The organism is Leptothoe sp. ISB3NOV94-8A (assembly GCF_043421595.1).
In the GTDB taxonomy this organism is placed as follows: Bacteria; Cyanobacteriota; Cyanobacteriia; order Phormidesmidales; family Phormidesmidaceae; genus Leptothoe; species Leptothoe turfae.
In genome coordinates, this window is sequence record NZ_JAXSQW010000002.1 from 452,986 (window position 1) to 466,579 (window position 13,594).

Here is a 13,594-nt window from a genome sequence, read left to right on the forward strand (position 1 = left end):
GTTCTAACTTTTGCTGGGTTTGGTGTTGGCCTTCTAGCCATTGGAGGTATTCGCTGTAGAGGCGATTGCCGTATTTGCGAATGAAGATTTTCTGTGGAGTGATAAGACTGGCCTACCTGTTGATAGCTATACCGACGACGAGGTTAAGGAAACTGCAGAGAAAGTCTTTCGACATGTTTTCAAGGTTTACCCTGTACTACCATCACCTTTCTATACAGCGGCTGCTTAAGTGGACAGAAGGCCTTTGGGAAGTGCGATGCACCCCCCACCCCTAAAACGGCACCACTACATCCCGCAACGCAATAAACCGCAGCGCCGGTTCCGACAGCCGTGCCGCTAGCAAATGTGGCTTATCCACTACCGTCTACAAAAAAGTATCAGAAAAAATCGGATATGCTGTAGTTCTCTGACAGAAAATATTCTAATTCTTTTATTCTTATTCGTAAACTTTCTAATCCTTCTCTCCCAGTTTGAATTTCTTGGTTTAATTTCTCAATATCAGTAAAACTTAAAATCTTGAAGCCGAATACGGTTCTTACTACATTCTCATTAATTTTCACCAAGGGAACGACGTAACGCATCGTGTTATCTCTTTGTGTACCTTCATACCGTGAGTATGTGCGTGACTCACTTGTCCATTTTTGTTGATTAACCTCTTTTGAGGCTTCATCATCTAACTTCCAAAGCGGTTTCTTTTCTGCTCTTGCTTGTGTCAGCAACTCACTCCATTGTTGCTGAACCTTATGGGTAGAGAAGTTATACTTTGCGTAGTCTAATGCCCTAAATAGATACTTTTGCTGTGCTAAAGGTAATGAACTATCAAAGCAAATATCAGGAGTTGTGATTTCTATTAAACTTCTACAAGTAACTGTTTTATGACCAATATTTCGAAAGGTTTTAGTTGATTCTGTAGCAGAGAGTGGCAGCGATCTCTCAACTCTTCGAAAGCGTTCAGAAAAGTCACATGTCACCGATGAAAAATTTCGAATTGCTACCCTGAGCATAGAAACGTCAAAATTATTTTGAGGCGATTTGCTATATTTTTCAAATACTAGGAGTAATTTTTCTGATTTGACTTCAATATGTTTGATTGAGTCATATAGAGATATCAAAGTTCGAATGGATGTGTTTTTATTGTCAGCACTTCTTCCACTAATTATGTCGTATATGAATTCATTTAAGATATCTAATGTAAAATTAAACATGAGTTGAATAAATATTTTCTTTAGTTTGATAACTAACGTTAGAATGGTGTGGTCGCATAAGGAGGCAATCGCTATTTAGCAACCGCTAATTTTCAATAATTCCTCTGTCATTAAATTGGATGCTGACATATTTTTGTTGATTGACATAACTTGACAGAAAATTGTTGCGAAGTATCATGACGCCCTATCTTTGTATTTAGATGACCAGAGCGTTGTTCGCTGCTGCCAAAATATAGCGCATCACCTGTTGCAACTCTTGTATCTGGACCTGATGATTAATTTTAATCATGACTAGAGCTACTGTTGTGAAAAGAGTTTATTGACGCGCTCGCATCGCTGAGAAACAGGTATACGCCCCAATAATGGCTGATAAAATAAAGGTGTTATATCCTCAAAAGAGACAGCTACGAACACTCGCAAGAGATGTGTGTTCAGCAGAGTAAATGATTCCAAAATGCATAGCGCCTGCAAAAAATCCTAGGGATAGTAATCCAACAAGCAGTGTTCCACCAATCATCAGCCAGCCTGTTTTTGGAGGACGTCTGCTAGGAATATTCCATAGGTTTCTTACTCCCCCACGAATACAACAAGATAGCTTGTAACGACTTATTAAACCGCCGATTTACCAGGGCCCCATCCACCCGCTTACGCGGCGGAATAAGCGCCTGTGAGTTTCCGCTCAAATCTAATTGGGAGGCGGTCTCTTCCTGGTTGGGTGCCTCGTTCTTCCACCAATTCAAAAAAGCCATGGGCTTTGTTCTGTTCCTGGGGTGTAAATCCTAAAAGTTGTTCTAATCCTGTTTTGATTAGCTCTAGACCATCGGGATACATCAAAAACGCATCTAGAATATCGGCACGAGATTCATAGTCCCAACGGTCTGGGGTGAAATTAAAACTGTTTAATACCAGCATGTAGGCATCTAAACAGCTTTCGTAGCTGACCTGGGCAGAGAAATGAGCTAATGCCTTAATCCAGGTGACTTTATAGCGACGGTCCCCAAATTGTTTGACGTCTTGAACGTAGTTTTTGGACTGCGTCACCACACCACTGGCCTCGTTAAACCGGGTCCAGGCGTTCCAAACTCGTTTTTTTAGTTCGAGCAGCTTCATCGTGACGTAAGTTGGCTTTGGCTCTAGGATACCGTTAGTTTTGGGATTGCCATAGCGGTTTGAGAACTATTGTGTAGCAGTGCTGAGTCTTACGAACCAGACATGCCGCTGTCTTGACTGCGTCGTTGCTCGATTTGGTTAAAGATGTCATCAACGGTGAAGTTATCCAGCAGTTGATGGCGGATTTGGGTATAGTCACCGGAGCCAGTGTCAAATTGGCGCAGAAATCGAAGTCGTTTTTGCAAGCGGTTACTTCACGCCATACAGCAGGAGGGACGCTTACCTGACCGAATAGCTGAGGCAATAGGTCAGCGAGTTTACTTTTGTAGAGAGTGATCAGAGGAGATGCATTAATGATGACGTGTTTAATCGGCATTATTGAGTTCTTGGATTAAGTCAGCTTCGGTGTACTGAAACGGGGATACCTGATAGCGCGAAAGTGCCTGGATAAAGTCAGCACGGGTTAATCCTGCGATTTCGGCAGCTTTGCCTTGGGAAACTTGTTCCAGTTCGTACCATTTGACAGCGGCAGCGATACGCATTTCTTGGGCAAATTCGTCAGGTGTTTTGCGTAGGGCCGAGAAGGCGGTGTCAGGAAGGTTGAGGGTGATACTGGTCATGGGGTTAGTTTGTGGGGTGTGGGTCTATGCTAACGGACCTATCCCTGGGCGTTTAAGTCTTTGTTAGTAATGATGCCGTGGGTATCGCGGTTGACGTTCAAGATTGGCCCCCTTCCAGGCGGCGCTGTTTTAGATGGCCGTAGGTATCTAGCTCGGCCTGGATTCTAGCTTGTCGCGCAACATCCTGGCGGGTGGAGAGGGTTTAGTCGGCTATTTGAATAGTTGGCTGTCTAGATAGTTGGATGCTCAATATGTTCTGCTAGCTGAGCGAAGTCGAAGCTACACCCCAACCAGCGCCCCTTCGACTCCGCTCAGGGGACGCCTATTTCCTAAGGTGATAATAAGCGTCACGGATTCACCAGATACGGCTATGATTTCCAGCTGCCGCCCGTCGCTAACAATCTGGATCTCCTCTGGAAAATCAACAACAATCGAACCGCTGAGATAAATCCTGTTACCAGGATAGGAATTCATCAGATTTCCCAACGCTGTAGCTATGTCTTGATCATTCAGTGTGAGAGTCTTTGTTGATCGCTGTGTTAGTTCACCTGCCTTAGTCGTGAGCTTTTCAGCAATGATACTTTCACCTGTTTTATAAACACCTTGACCATCTGTGACGATAAATTCCGAGCCTTCATTGCCGAGAATCAAATGGCTGCCAGTGGCGTCTGTACGGTCATGACTCCATACGCCGATAATATCGGCATATACCTCGGCGGTGGCTGCATTATGGTTATAGGTTGCGATCGCACCATCTCGCAGTCCCAAACCTTGATTTACCTGGGTTTGCACACTACCTGCACCTGCCAGCCATAGGCCAGTGACCAAAATCGCGATGGCAATGGAGAGTACCCAATATTCACCGGGGCCACCTGTACAGATTCTGCGTTTAGGATTGCCAATGCTGATGGCCCACACTGGAACCGGCCAAAATAGCTGGACTCCTTGACGGGTGAAGCAATCGGCAAAGCAGGCCAACACATGACCCAATGGCAACGCTAGCCATGGTTTTATTGCCCCTAGCGCAAACCCTATTCCTAGGGATATCGCAGTGAGCGTGACCGTGGCCACTAAGGAATGGGTGATGGATCGATGGGGATAGCGGTCTTCAATCCATGAGCTGATGGGAAAGCAGATTTGGCCGATCAGACTGGTGGTGGTATCGATATCGGGCAGCTGAGAGCCTAATACTGCCAACCCTAAAGGTAGAGGGGCCGCTGTACCTAGGAATAAGGAAGCGCCTGCGGTTGCGATCGCAGCGTGGGTAATCGCCATCATTGGCCTAGAGCTGTCTGTGTTGAATAGCTCTAAGTTGCCCAGGCATGGGGGTTAGGTTGAGATCCGAGGGGTTACGAACTCAGATCAGACTGTTTTTCCGACATTGCAGAAGAAGAGGTTGTTGATGCCTGTTTCGACAATGCTAGATGCTTCCTAGCAGCCATCATTTTTGCATGGTAACCACTATCCTTTGACACTTCTTTAAAAGAAGAAAAATCATCTAGATCATCTGACATCGAGACAACAAACAATGGACCCCATTGCTGATGAGGAGTAGGAAACCCAGGATTTTCAATTCTAAAACCTGCTATCGCAAGAATCATGTAACCGTAAAAACAGCATAAATACAACATGTCATCCACTGCTTCTCTCACCTTTTCAACCTCGGCTGGATCACCTAAAGTGTCCAACCAATCAGGATGAGCATTACGAAGTCTCAAACGCTTAAACGCTTCAAGGGCTCGTTCACAGTGTGCAGTCCAATCTTTAGATAGATAAGTTCCTTTGAATTGCCCTTTTAATCTTTGCTGTACCAGACCATGGGAATTATCTTGTCCACTAGTTGGGACATTGTACAGGGTTCTAATGGTTGCTTCTAATGTAGTTGCCACTAGTAGCTCCTGGGCGGCTTGTGATCTTTGCTGATTAGCATCCATCACTTGATTAAAAATATTGCGACAAACCTCTACCTCTGTTTTTACTTCTTCCTTACAGAAAAACTTAGCTAATGCAATTATTGCTTCGTTCTGAACTGAAGGTGCAGCAATAAGCCGAAAATCTCCTAAAGACAGAGCTTCTACATCTTGCCTAAACTCAATCAATTTATGAGTGTTGCGGTTCATTTCTCTTTTCAAAAGGGAAATTGTCTTGCCAAGCCAGATTTGAAGAGCTTCTTGAAACCCAAGGGGCCATTTCCAGGCTTGGCCTTTCGTATATTCACTCTTCGGTAAACGCCAAGTAAGATAAAAAAGGTCTTCTTCTATAAAATATCCTATGACTTTATAGTTGTTTTTTTCATACAGAAAACCTTGCCCTCCTTGTGATTTGAGAAGTTGTCCTTTTATCTTTGTTTCGATACGCATCTGATCGGAAAAACAGTTTCTTCCTTTCAATCGAAATAAGCAATTTCCGGTCCAATGAGTGTCAGCTACTAGGCTGTTCCCTCCAGGCTCACAAAAATACATTCTGTTAAACCTAATGGGAAAATACTTTCCTGATCCTAATAAATCTGTTTCATAACGTTGTATTGGAAAATTTGGGACGATTGCCCAGCCAAAATCATCGGTCCAAATCCGAATGGAACAAAAATCTGAGGGTTCAGAAACACGAAGGCCTCTTGCTTCAACCCTTTCTAACCCTGCATTTTGTGAAAGGAATATATCTAATTCAAACCCTGTTTCAGGATTCCACTCAGTAACCCCTTTTCCAGAGAATTTTTTGCCTCGATAGTAGAAGTAAAGATAGTCTGCAACTATTTTCTGAGGCTTGAAATAATCTTGCATGTGCTGCTATATCGCTCGGCAGATTGAATGTTAGCTCACATATCTCTATTACTGCCCCAAACGCTTCCGTGCCCCTCTCACTTGGCCTACCTGCTTGAAAGTCATCCCCGCAATCAACGCCACACCACCAAAAATATACAGGCTCTTATTCCGCGTCCCCATCCCAATAAATCGCACCACTCCAAACGCCATCAAACAGGCGATCAAAATCGGCATAATCACCACGTACTGAGTATGTTGCAGGCTAGCCTCCCGATTCAATCCAAGCCGCTCATTACGGATCACCTTCCGTGCCAGCATCGGATTCCGTCCGGCCAATGGCTGCAGCTCCGCCAACCGAGACCGACTCAACTGCAACCCCATCCGCTCCGCCTCGGCCTGCATTGTCTCGCGGATCAACTTATCGCTGGGCAGCTCTAACTCAACCTCCAGCATCTCCAAGAAAATATCCCGGCCAGGATTCGCCGCTGCAAAGCAGATGACCTTTACACCATTTGAGATCGCATCCTCCAACCAATACCTCACCCCCGTCGTCAACCGCTTTGCCTCAGGGAAAATCAGCAACGTCTGAGAGCCAATATTTTCAGCGATTTCATCCTTGAGCGCATCCATGGTCATTGCCTTTTCACCAACTGGCTCACCCTCCTTGTTGTACCTCGGCTCAGTCGTTGGGATATCTAACTGTTCAGCTATGGAGACGAAAAACTTCTTACCACTGCCCTTATAAATAGCGGTTGCGATCTCATACTCACCCCCATAATGCTTGGCCAGGTCCTGGGGCATCGTCCCCACCATGCCCAACTCAGCCAGTACCAAAACGCTGCTACCCGAATCGATAGCAGCGCACACATGCTTAAACCCCTCGGTTGTCTGCCCTAAGCCACCTGCATCTGCTGGCGGCATTGATTCAGAAGGTTTTCCGCCACCTCCTGAGCATTGAACTTTGGGACAGTGACCGTCCGCACATGGTCAACCTTAGCCTTAGCGGTAGGATGCAAATCCTCATAGGTCATGCGGCTAGCCATCGCCATCACCACCTGTTGCCCTGCCGTGAGCCGCTGAGCCGAAAGCTCAGAAGCCTCCAGATACAGCGCTTCCATATCTAACCCCTGGGCTGGATTGATTTCCTCAACGGGTTGCTCAGTGACCTGTCCCAATTCGCCTCCATCGGCAATAGCCAGCGCTGTCGGTTGCTCATCAACCTTGAAAGCCTCAATCTTTCCACCAGCAACCACATGCTTACGGAGCGCTCGAATTAATTTTTCCTGCTCAGAATTCAGAAATGCCTTACCCGTAGAATCCTTCTCAGCCGTGATACCCAAATGCTTCAGATAAGCATAGTAAGCATCCTTTTTAATACCAAGCTGGTCCTGCAAGACAGTCGGACAAATCTGGGGCTCAACGGTAGAATTCTGCTCAGTCATGGAAAATTTTTTTTTCTCAGTTCCCATATTATGCAAAGTGCTGAGAAAAAAAAGTCACAGCCATTTCCCCGAATTCTGGTAAAGATTCTGTGAATCACCAGAAAAAAAGTTTTCTCAGAATATTAATTTTGAATGGCAATAAATCCGTAGGTAATTAACAAAAATAATTCTGTTTGTTCTGGATAGAATCTAAAAAAGCTGTCTACACTCCTGCAGTTCTACTATTACCTAATAAGCTCTGAACTGATTTTGAAAGCTTTTTCTTGCCCTTCACCACATATCTCAATATCTCCAGCGCTGGGCAGTTCTCCGCCAGCATTCGGGACACTTCAGACAGTTTTGAAGTACTTACGTACTCGGTAATCCGACCCTGGGGAGAATCCCACCGGTAGTAGTAGCTGATACTCGGCGTCTTCCGTTTTCGATTGCCAGTGCGAGTCTCCAGCCAGCCGCTAGCTTGCCCTTTCTGATTATGCTTTCGGTGCTTAGACTTACTGCTGTCAGTGATTACCGACGTTGCTGTAGTCGGAGGCTGCTGTCGACAGTTTTTTGATGTCACAGCATTCCAGAGGTGGTACGCCGTGATCGGCTCCCCGTTTGTATGAGCATGGATCTCAATCAAACCGTCAGCTCTAACTAAGCTAGGAGCCCAAACACACTTGTCGCCAAAGGATAAAGGCAGATAGATCCGTTCACCCGCAGTGGGCTTAAGCCAAAGGCATTCCGTCCGTAATCCCTGACGAGTCTGGATTTGCTTCTTGACACAGCGCCAGCCGGGATACAGTTCAGCGTAAAGAGCAGACTCATAACCGCTGAGCACCACCATTCCTTTAGCCGAGTGCAGCTGCTCAGCTAGCTGCCGATGGCCGTCATCATCCATTTCATAGGCATACTGCCGTCTGGGGGCTCCATTAATGTGACGTGTGTCCTTACTGCCGCGCGTACTCTGCACGTAGGGCGGATCAATATAGAACAGCGTTTCTGGACTGTCGTATTTTGAGATCGCAACCTCAGCCAAATCATGCGTGATTTGTACATTTGCCAATCGTTGAGAAACGGCCATTAGATAATCACAGTCCTGGCTTTGCACCAGGCGCAATCGCTCCTCACTCGTGCCACTGCTCCAGCGCCCGCCACCATTGCTAAAACTCATCTGACAAAAGAGATAGAAACGCCTTGCTCGCTCGAAAGCATTCCCCTCGATTACCATGCATCGTTTGAACTCATCCCGTGTTTTAGGCGATGCATTCAATGCTGTGATTAATTCCTGTGGCCAGTCCTTCAAAACTTCAAAGAAATTCGTCACCCCCGGATTGCGCTCGTTAAGTACATCCACAGCAGCCGGGGGCTTGCGTAAGCCAACACTAAAAGCGCCTGCATACGGTTCACAGTAGATCCGATGCTCTGGAAAATGCTGCAAAATCCATGGAGCCAATCGCCACTTTCCACCGAAGTAACGCAGTGCTGGACGCTCAATCGTTCCCCCAGAACAGGGATTTGGCATTTCATCCGGTTTTACCTTGGGCCGAGTTCTTATTAGCATCAATCCTCTCCAGCCTGAGTTAGCCTTTTTGCATTCGCTTTGAATGCCCGTTTTTAGCCCATGGATCTCAGGTCACAGTGCTGGGGGATTTGATTTAAATGGTTAACTATCAGCTAAAACTGCCACAACGTAGATACTGACGATTTCCGAGGCTTCGCTTCCTACTGCTCAGGCACTCTTCAATAGTTAGAAAGGATCAGCCTAAAAACCGTAGTCAGCCCAGCTCAGCGCATAGGGATTATGACCAATCCCAATTTCCCGAAACCGTTGCGAAACCTTCTCCCCCAGCTTGCCATTACTGCGCCCTTCTCGCTGAATGTTCGGATACCGCACATTCCACAGCTTAAACGTAGTACGCCAACTCGCCGGGCAGGGATACACCAACCGCGTCCCCGTCTTAGTATTATCCGCCACCCGCAACACCTCAGTGTCAGCCGTAAACCGCTCCACATCAATATGAAACATCTCATGGGGCCGCAAACCATAGGTGGCGATCATTCCGTAAATCCATTGCCAGCTGGGATTTTTCAACGACTGCCAAATCTCAACGATCTGCTTGTCAGTCGGTAAGTCTTTCGGCAGTATCTTCTTTGGGCTGTAACCCTGTTTGAGAGATTTAAGCTCGGCTAGGAAGGTGGTCAGGTCTGTGGTTGCGATCGCATCCTGCTTCCCCATAAACTTCGCCAGTCTACCGTAGGCCATGCAGTAAAACTCACGGCTACGAGTCCCCGGTTTAGACCCTTTCAAAAGCTCTGACCGCAATAGATCCAGCGTAAGCATCTTCTCCTGCGGCAGACGCTTCAAAAACAAACGGTAGTTTTTCTGATACGAGTTTTCCTTAGTCAGCGTTCTAGGTGTAGACGCCCAGTGGTCAGCCTTATACTTCTCAATCCACTCCGTTAACGTCTTCGCTAGCTTCTGTTTGCCCTTTAGATATGGTCCCCAGTCAAACCGCCCCCAAAGCAGCTGGCTATCTATCTCCTGAGCCTTCGCCTTCGCCACCTTCAGCCCCGCCAGCGAAGCATTACAGTTCAGTGCCAGCTCCACCCGTCGCGGCTTATCCTGTCCTGGCTTCGGCGGAAACGAATCAACCGACTTGCCTCGGATGTATGGCTTTCCACCTTTTTGCCGCAAACTGGCCTTTTCCAACTGCTGGTTAATCGCTTGCAGACGGGGGCCTATATCGATTTTTTCAGGTGCAAAATTCTTCCCCATATCTTCCCCAAAAACAGTCCACAATCACCTGTTTTCAGCTCACAAAAGCTGCTTTGAGGAAGTCTTTCTCTGTCTATTGCCAAGGGCCAAAACCCTTGCTATCAAACGGAGAGGGGGGGATTCGAACCCCCGATGAACCGAAGCCCATAATAGATTTCGAGTCTACCGCATTCAACCACTCTGCCACCTCTCCAGGGACCTATTCAATTAGGTTCGCCCATATTTTGAGCTTGTTTATTCTACACCGAGGCGAACATTCCAGACCTAGACTTCCTGATTTCGACGAGCTAGCCAAATGGTAATGCTACCGTAGAGGCCATAGGCTAATACTACGAGCCAAACAGATATATTTCCGATAGTGACTTGGTTTCCTGGCAATTGGTTAAAGAACGTCACTAAGGTAATTAAAAGCTGTAATGGTATAGCCAAGAGCCATGCGATCGCACCCCCCACTAAAGGCCAAATCAAACTAACCATTGCACTGATAAATCCACCTAAGCTAATGACTGTGACCAGTGGCGTAGCAAAAATATTTAAAACAATGCTGTAGGACGGAACAGTGCCAAAGTGATAGAGCTGTAGCGGTAACGTCCAAATATAAGCTGCGATGGGAACCGCTAGGAGAGTTGAGAGCGCGCTGGGCAACCAATCCAAACGTTTGGCTAGGGCAGTAGCCATGACTATTAAACCCAGGGTAGCCATCACACTTAGCTGAAAGCCGATATCCCATATCCAGCGAGGGTTCCAAACCAATAATAAAAAGACAGCTACCCCTAAACAAGCCAAAGGTTTGACCTTGCGTTCTAACGCTAACCCCAGCATGGCCCCAAGACCCATAATGGCCGCGCGCATTACGCTGGCCTGTAAGCCGGTCAGGCCTACATAAATAAACAGAGCAATGCTACCGCCGATTGCTTGAGTGCGGTTCGAGTATCTTTTTAATAACGCCAATACCATCCCCAGGACGAGTGCCACATGAAAGCCAGATGCTGCCAGAGTATGAGCTAAACCTGCTGTGATAAACGCATCTCGAATATCGTAGGGTAAATCAACAGCCCTACGGCCCAACACCATGGCACTGACTAAATGACCTTTAGTATCACCAAGCCAGCGAGCTTGAGCATTAGCAATCCGCTGCCGCACCTGCCAGAGCCCATGTTTAGACTGTTCTGTGTTGGCTAAGTCATCAATATAGTTAGCACTCAGTCCGGCAAAACTACCCTGTCTGGCTAAATAGGCTTTGAAATCAAATTCTTCTGTGGAGCTGGGTTCATATAGCCGACCGGTTGCTTTAATGGCTTGACCTGGATATAGATTGGCGCTGCGCTCAGGTAGAGCCGTGACATATAGTTTGCCGCTAGCAGGCTGTCGACTAATATAATTTGCCTGCTCAGAACGGTTTTGGACTCCATGGGGTTTGAGCCAAAACTTGTGTTTACCGTTACGGTTGAGCTGGGGGAGTGATGTGACTTCTCCATAGACGCTGTAGGTGCCAGGGGCATAGCGGCTGATATCGTCAATTTCAGGTTGTGGAATGCGCCATAGGCAGTAAATGGCTCCGATCAGACCGATGATTCCGGCAAATAGCCACTGACGCCCTGTGGGGCCTAATCGCCATTGTTTTGGTAGCCAAATGCTTAGGACTAAACTAAGCATTAAAAGACCGTAGCCTGCAATAGGCTGGTTGGATTGACTAACAGCGATACCTGTGGAGAGCAGACCTAAAATGTAGCTTAGGCAGATAATAATGAATCCCCAGGGTGTCATGGTAGTTGAGTAAGAGACAACGTAAAAAGCGCTGCCTCAACTCGTTAGAAGCAGCGCCTTGGGTTATCGTTCCCCAGCTATTGGCAGGAGTAAGGTCTTTGGATGTGGGTTAGATGGACAACCCCAGCTTTAATCCTAAAGCGGCGTGGACGACCATAAGGGCTACAGCGGCTGTACCGATATAAGCATGGGCATTTCTGAGAGAATCTTGACCGCCACCAAACTTACTCATGGAAATGGCACCGTTGAGACCGAGCAATCCAAGCACCGCTGACCCTGTCCAGAAATGTGGGCTTTCTAGAATAGGCTGGCCTTGCATAACTAGGGATAGAAGCCCCCCGGTATAACCCATCCCAATAAATGTAGTCATCCACAGAGCTACTTTTTTATGGAATTTGCGTACAGGCATAGAACCCATGGTGGCGTCTGGCGCACCGGTACGAATTTTCCAGCCTGCAATGGCGGCACTGCTGCCCATGGCAAAGACAACAATAGCCATCATGGCGGGATGACCCCAGTGGGTAATGGATTCTGGTAAGCCAAACTGGGCAAACCAGGCGGCAATCGGTTCTAAATATGCTCTTAAGCTAGACGCCATAATCAAATATTCCTAACGCGTTTGTTATCTGCCCTTATTTTAGGCAGGTACGGCGTTTTCTTTATGGCTTGTTGCCTGTGAATTTTCCCTATTGTCATCATTTAATAGGGGAAAGCCGAGTTTCTCGCGTTGTTCATAGTAAAGCTGAGCAACTTTACGGGCGAGTGAACGGACCTGACGGATATAACGGGTGCGCTCGGTGACTGAGATGACGCCACGGGCATCTAATAAGTTAAACGTATGGGAGCACTTGAGGACAAAGTCATAAGCGGGCAGTACAAGTTCTCGCTCCATCAGCTGCTCGGCTTCTTGCTGATATAGGTTGAACAGGTTCAACAATAGCTCTGGACTTGAGGCTTCAAAGTTATAGGTGGAGCATTCAATTTCACCTTGCATGTGAACATCGCCATAGGTGACGGTATCGCTCCATTGGATTTTTGCGATCGCATCCACCTCTTGCAGATACATCGTCAATCGCTCTAGACCATAGGTAATCTCAATGGACACCGGTTTACAATCCAGACCACCACACTGCTGGAAATACGTAAACTGAGTTACCTCCATACCATCTAACCAAACCTCCCAGCCAACGCCCCAAGCACCAACCGCAGCATCTTCCCAATTATCCTCCACAAACCGAATATCATGATCCTCCGGTTTGATACCCAATGCCCGTAGGGATTCTAGATACAGATCCTGAATGTTGCCAGGAGAGGGTTTGATCAGTACCTGGTACTGATAGTAATGCTGATAACGATTTGGATTTTCCCCGTAGCGACCATCAGCTGGGCGACGACAAGGCTCAACATAAGCGACAGACCAAGGCTCTGGGCCAATAGCCCTCAAAAACGTGTGAGGGCTTTTAGTCCCTGCCCCCTTTTCAGTGTCATAGGGCTGAACAATCAAACATCCCTGCGCCGACCAAAACTCATGCAGCGTAGCAATGACAGACTGAAAATTCACCGCGCTTTCCTCGAATCATATATATGTCCGTCACATTCTCCTCTGAAGTGAGGAAAAAACCTAGTACCTATCGCAAAATCAGTTGATCAGTAGTTTTACCAGTCCGTAAGACCCGTTCGCGTCTATAGAACTGGCCATTAACCAGCTCCTAAAACTCAATTCTGACGTCCGAAGAATTTGTATAAAAGGAGACGAAAAAATGTAGCGCTCGCCGTAGAAAATTGATTCACAATAGCTGAACGCCTTGCGGAACAAGGGAAATAGCTCAAAAAAATAAATTCACCCAAGGTGTTGACTTAGGTTTATCAGGTCGCTATATTAGTAAAGCGCTCGACGGAGAAGCGGTTAAAACCGGTCATCAAAGTGCGC

Annotated in this window: 14 protein-coding genes, 1 tRNA gene and 1 pseudogene; 1 reads left to right on the top strand and 15 read right to left on the bottom strand. The window is 46.9% G+C overall.

Going from position 1 to position 13,594, the window contains the following annotated elements; genetic code table 11:
• Window positions 1-40 precede the first annotated feature (40 nt).
• Window positions 41-229 (top strand): hypothetical protein, encoded by a 189-nt coding sequence (locus tag SPB21_RS32495; RefSeq protein WP_163696477.1) that lies wholly within the window; start codon window positions 41-43, stop codon window positions 227-229.
• Window positions 230-377: 148 nt separating this feature from the next.
• Here SPB21_RS32495 and SPB21_RS32500 read toward each other — a convergent pair whose 3' ends face one another.
• The 15 genes and pseudogenes from SPB21_RS32500 to glyQ all read right to left on the bottom strand — a co-directional run bounded on the left by SPB21_RS32500 (window position 378) and on the right by glyQ (window position 13,225).
• Complete coding sequence (locus tag SPB21_RS32500; protein WP_499869156.1) at window positions 378-1,205, bottom strand: hypothetical protein; 828 nt, start codon at window positions 1,203-1,205, stop codon at window positions 378-380.
• Window positions 1,206-1,850: 645 nt separating this feature from the next.
• Window positions 1,851-2,315 (bottom strand): hypothetical protein, encoded by a 465-nt coding sequence (locus tag SPB21_RS32505; protein WP_163696473.1) that lies wholly within the window; start codon window positions 2,313-2,315, stop codon window positions 1,851-1,853.
• An 89-nt stretch (window positions 2,316-2,404) separates the two neighbouring features.
• A complete protein-coding gene (locus SPB21_RS32510) occupies window positions 2,405-2,560 on the bottom strand; it encodes a hypothetical protein (RefSeq protein WP_499869183.1) in 156 nt (51 codons plus the stop codon).
• Window positions 2,561-2,613: 53 nt separating this feature from the next.
• Window positions 2,614-2,691, bottom strand: a pseudogene (locus SPB21_RS32515) (DUF3368 domain-containing protein); the annotation flags it as partial.
• Entirely contained in the window at window positions 2,681-2,935 is a 255-nt protein-coding gene (locus tag SPB21_RS32520) for a UPF0175 family protein (protein WP_163696468.1), read from the bottom strand. The gene SPB21_RS32520 and the pseudogene SPB21_RS32515, both read right to left, overlap by 11 nt.
• A 279-nt stretch (window positions 2,936-3,214) precedes the next feature.
• Window positions 3,215-4,213: a metal-dependent hydrolase gene (locus tag SPB21_RS32525; protein ID WP_499869158.1), complete on the bottom strand. Its 999-nt coding sequence runs from the start codon at window positions 4,211-4,213 to the stop codon at window positions 3,215-3,217.
• A 71-nt stretch (window positions 4,214-4,284) separates the two neighbouring features.
• Complete coding sequence (locus tag SPB21_RS32530) at window positions 4,285-5,715, bottom strand: hypothetical protein (RefSeq protein WP_499869160.1); 1,431 nt, start codon at window positions 5,713-5,715, stop codon at window positions 4,285-4,287.
• Between the two features lie 48 nt (window positions 5,716-5,763).
• The gene (locus SPB21_RS32535; RefSeq protein ID WP_499869162.1) at window positions 5,764-6,618 is read right to left on the bottom strand and encodes a hypothetical protein; all 855 of its coding nucleotides are present in this window, start codon (window positions 6,616-6,618) and stop codon (window positions 5,764-5,766) included.
• Entirely contained in the window at window positions 6,591-7,139 is a 549-nt protein-coding gene (locus SPB21_RS32540) for a hypothetical protein (protein ID WP_499869164.1), read from the bottom strand. Before SPB21_RS32540 ends, SPB21_RS32535 begins: the two co-directional genes overlap by 28 nt.
• A 202-nt stretch (window positions 7,140-7,341) precedes the next feature.
• On the bottom strand, window positions 7,342-8,682 hold the full coding sequence (locus SPB21_RS32545; RefSeq protein ID WP_499869166.1) for a DNA adenine methylase: 1,341 nt from the start codon (window positions 8,680-8,682) through the stop codon (window positions 7,342-7,344).
• Window positions 8,683-8,883: 201 nt separating this feature from the next.
• Window positions 8,884-9,897 (bottom strand): site-specific integrase, encoded by a 1,014-nt coding sequence (locus tag SPB21_RS32550; protein ID WP_499869167.1) that lies wholly within the window; start codon window positions 9,895-9,897, stop codon window positions 8,884-8,886.
• A gap of 106 nt (window positions 9,898-10,003) precedes the next feature.
• Window positions 10,004-10,090: transfer RNA gene (locus tag SPB21_RS32555), tRNA-Ser, on the bottom strand.
• Window positions 10,091-10,161: 71 nt separating this feature from the next.
• Window positions 10,162-11,664 (bottom strand): ComEC/Rec2 family competence protein, encoded by a 1,503-nt coding sequence (locus tag SPB21_RS32560; RefSeq protein ID WP_499869169.1) that lies wholly within the window; start codon window positions 11,662-11,664, stop codon window positions 10,162-10,164.
• A 109-nt stretch (window positions 11,665-11,773) separates the two neighbouring features.
• Window positions 11,774-12,262: a DUF4079 domain-containing protein gene (locus SPB21_RS32565; RefSeq protein WP_163665878.1), complete on the bottom strand. Its 489-nt coding sequence runs from the start codon at window positions 12,260-12,262 to the stop codon at window positions 11,774-11,776.
• Window positions 12,263-12,301: 39 nt separating this feature from the next.
• Window positions 12,302-13,225 (bottom strand): glycine--tRNA ligase subunit alpha, encoded by a 924-nt coding sequence (glyQ, locus tag SPB21_RS32570; protein ID WP_006518790.1) that lies wholly within the window; start codon window positions 13,223-13,225, stop codon window positions 12,302-12,304.
• Window positions 13,226-13,594 lie beyond the last annotated feature (369 nt).

Bases quoted from the DNA above. Each gene is read 5' to 3' on its own strand.
- SPB21_RS32540 (WP_499869164.1), bottom strand. From the start codon at position 7,139: ATGACTGAGCAGAATTCTACCGTTGAGCCCCAGATTTGTCCGACTGTC.
- SPB21_RS32500 (WP_499869156.1), bottom strand. From the start codon at position 1,205: ATGTTTAATTTTACATTAGATATCTTAAATGAATTCATATACGACATA.
- SPB21_RS32530 (WP_499869160.1), bottom strand. From the start codon at position 5,715: ATGCAAGATTATTTCAAGCCTCAGAAAATAGTTGCAGACTATCTTTAC.
- SPB21_RS32505 (WP_163696473.1), bottom strand. From the start codon at position 2,315: ATGAAGCTGCTCGAACTAAAAAAACGAGTTTGGAACGCCTGGACCCGG.
- SPB21_RS32560 (WP_499869169.1), bottom strand. From the start codon at position 11,664: ATGACACCCTGGGGATTCATTATTATCTGCCTAAGCTACATTTTAGGT.
- SPB21_RS32565 (WP_163665878.1), bottom strand. From the start codon at position 12,262: ATGGCGTCTAGCTTAAGAGCATATTTAGAACCGATTGCCGCCTGGTTT.
- SPB21_RS32525 (WP_499869158.1), bottom strand. From the start codon at position 4,213: ATGATGGCGATTACCCACGCTGCGATCGCAACCGCAGGCGCTTCCTTA.
- SPB21_RS32535 (WP_499869162.1), bottom strand. From the start codon at position 6,618: ATGCCGCCAGCAGATGCAGGTGGCTTAGGGCAGACAACCGAGGGGTTT.
- SPB21_RS32520 (WP_163696468.1), bottom strand. From the start codon at position 2,935: ATGACCAGTATCACCCTCAACCTTCCTGACACCGCCTTCTCGGCCCTA.
- SPB21_RS32545 (WP_499869166.1), bottom strand. From the start codon at position 8,682: ATGCTAATAAGAACTCGGCCCAAGGTAAAACCGGATGAAATGCCAAAT.
- SPB21_RS32550 (WP_499869167.1), bottom strand. From the start codon at position 9,897: ATGGGGAAGAATTTTGCACCTGAAAAAATCGATATAGGCCCCCGTCTG.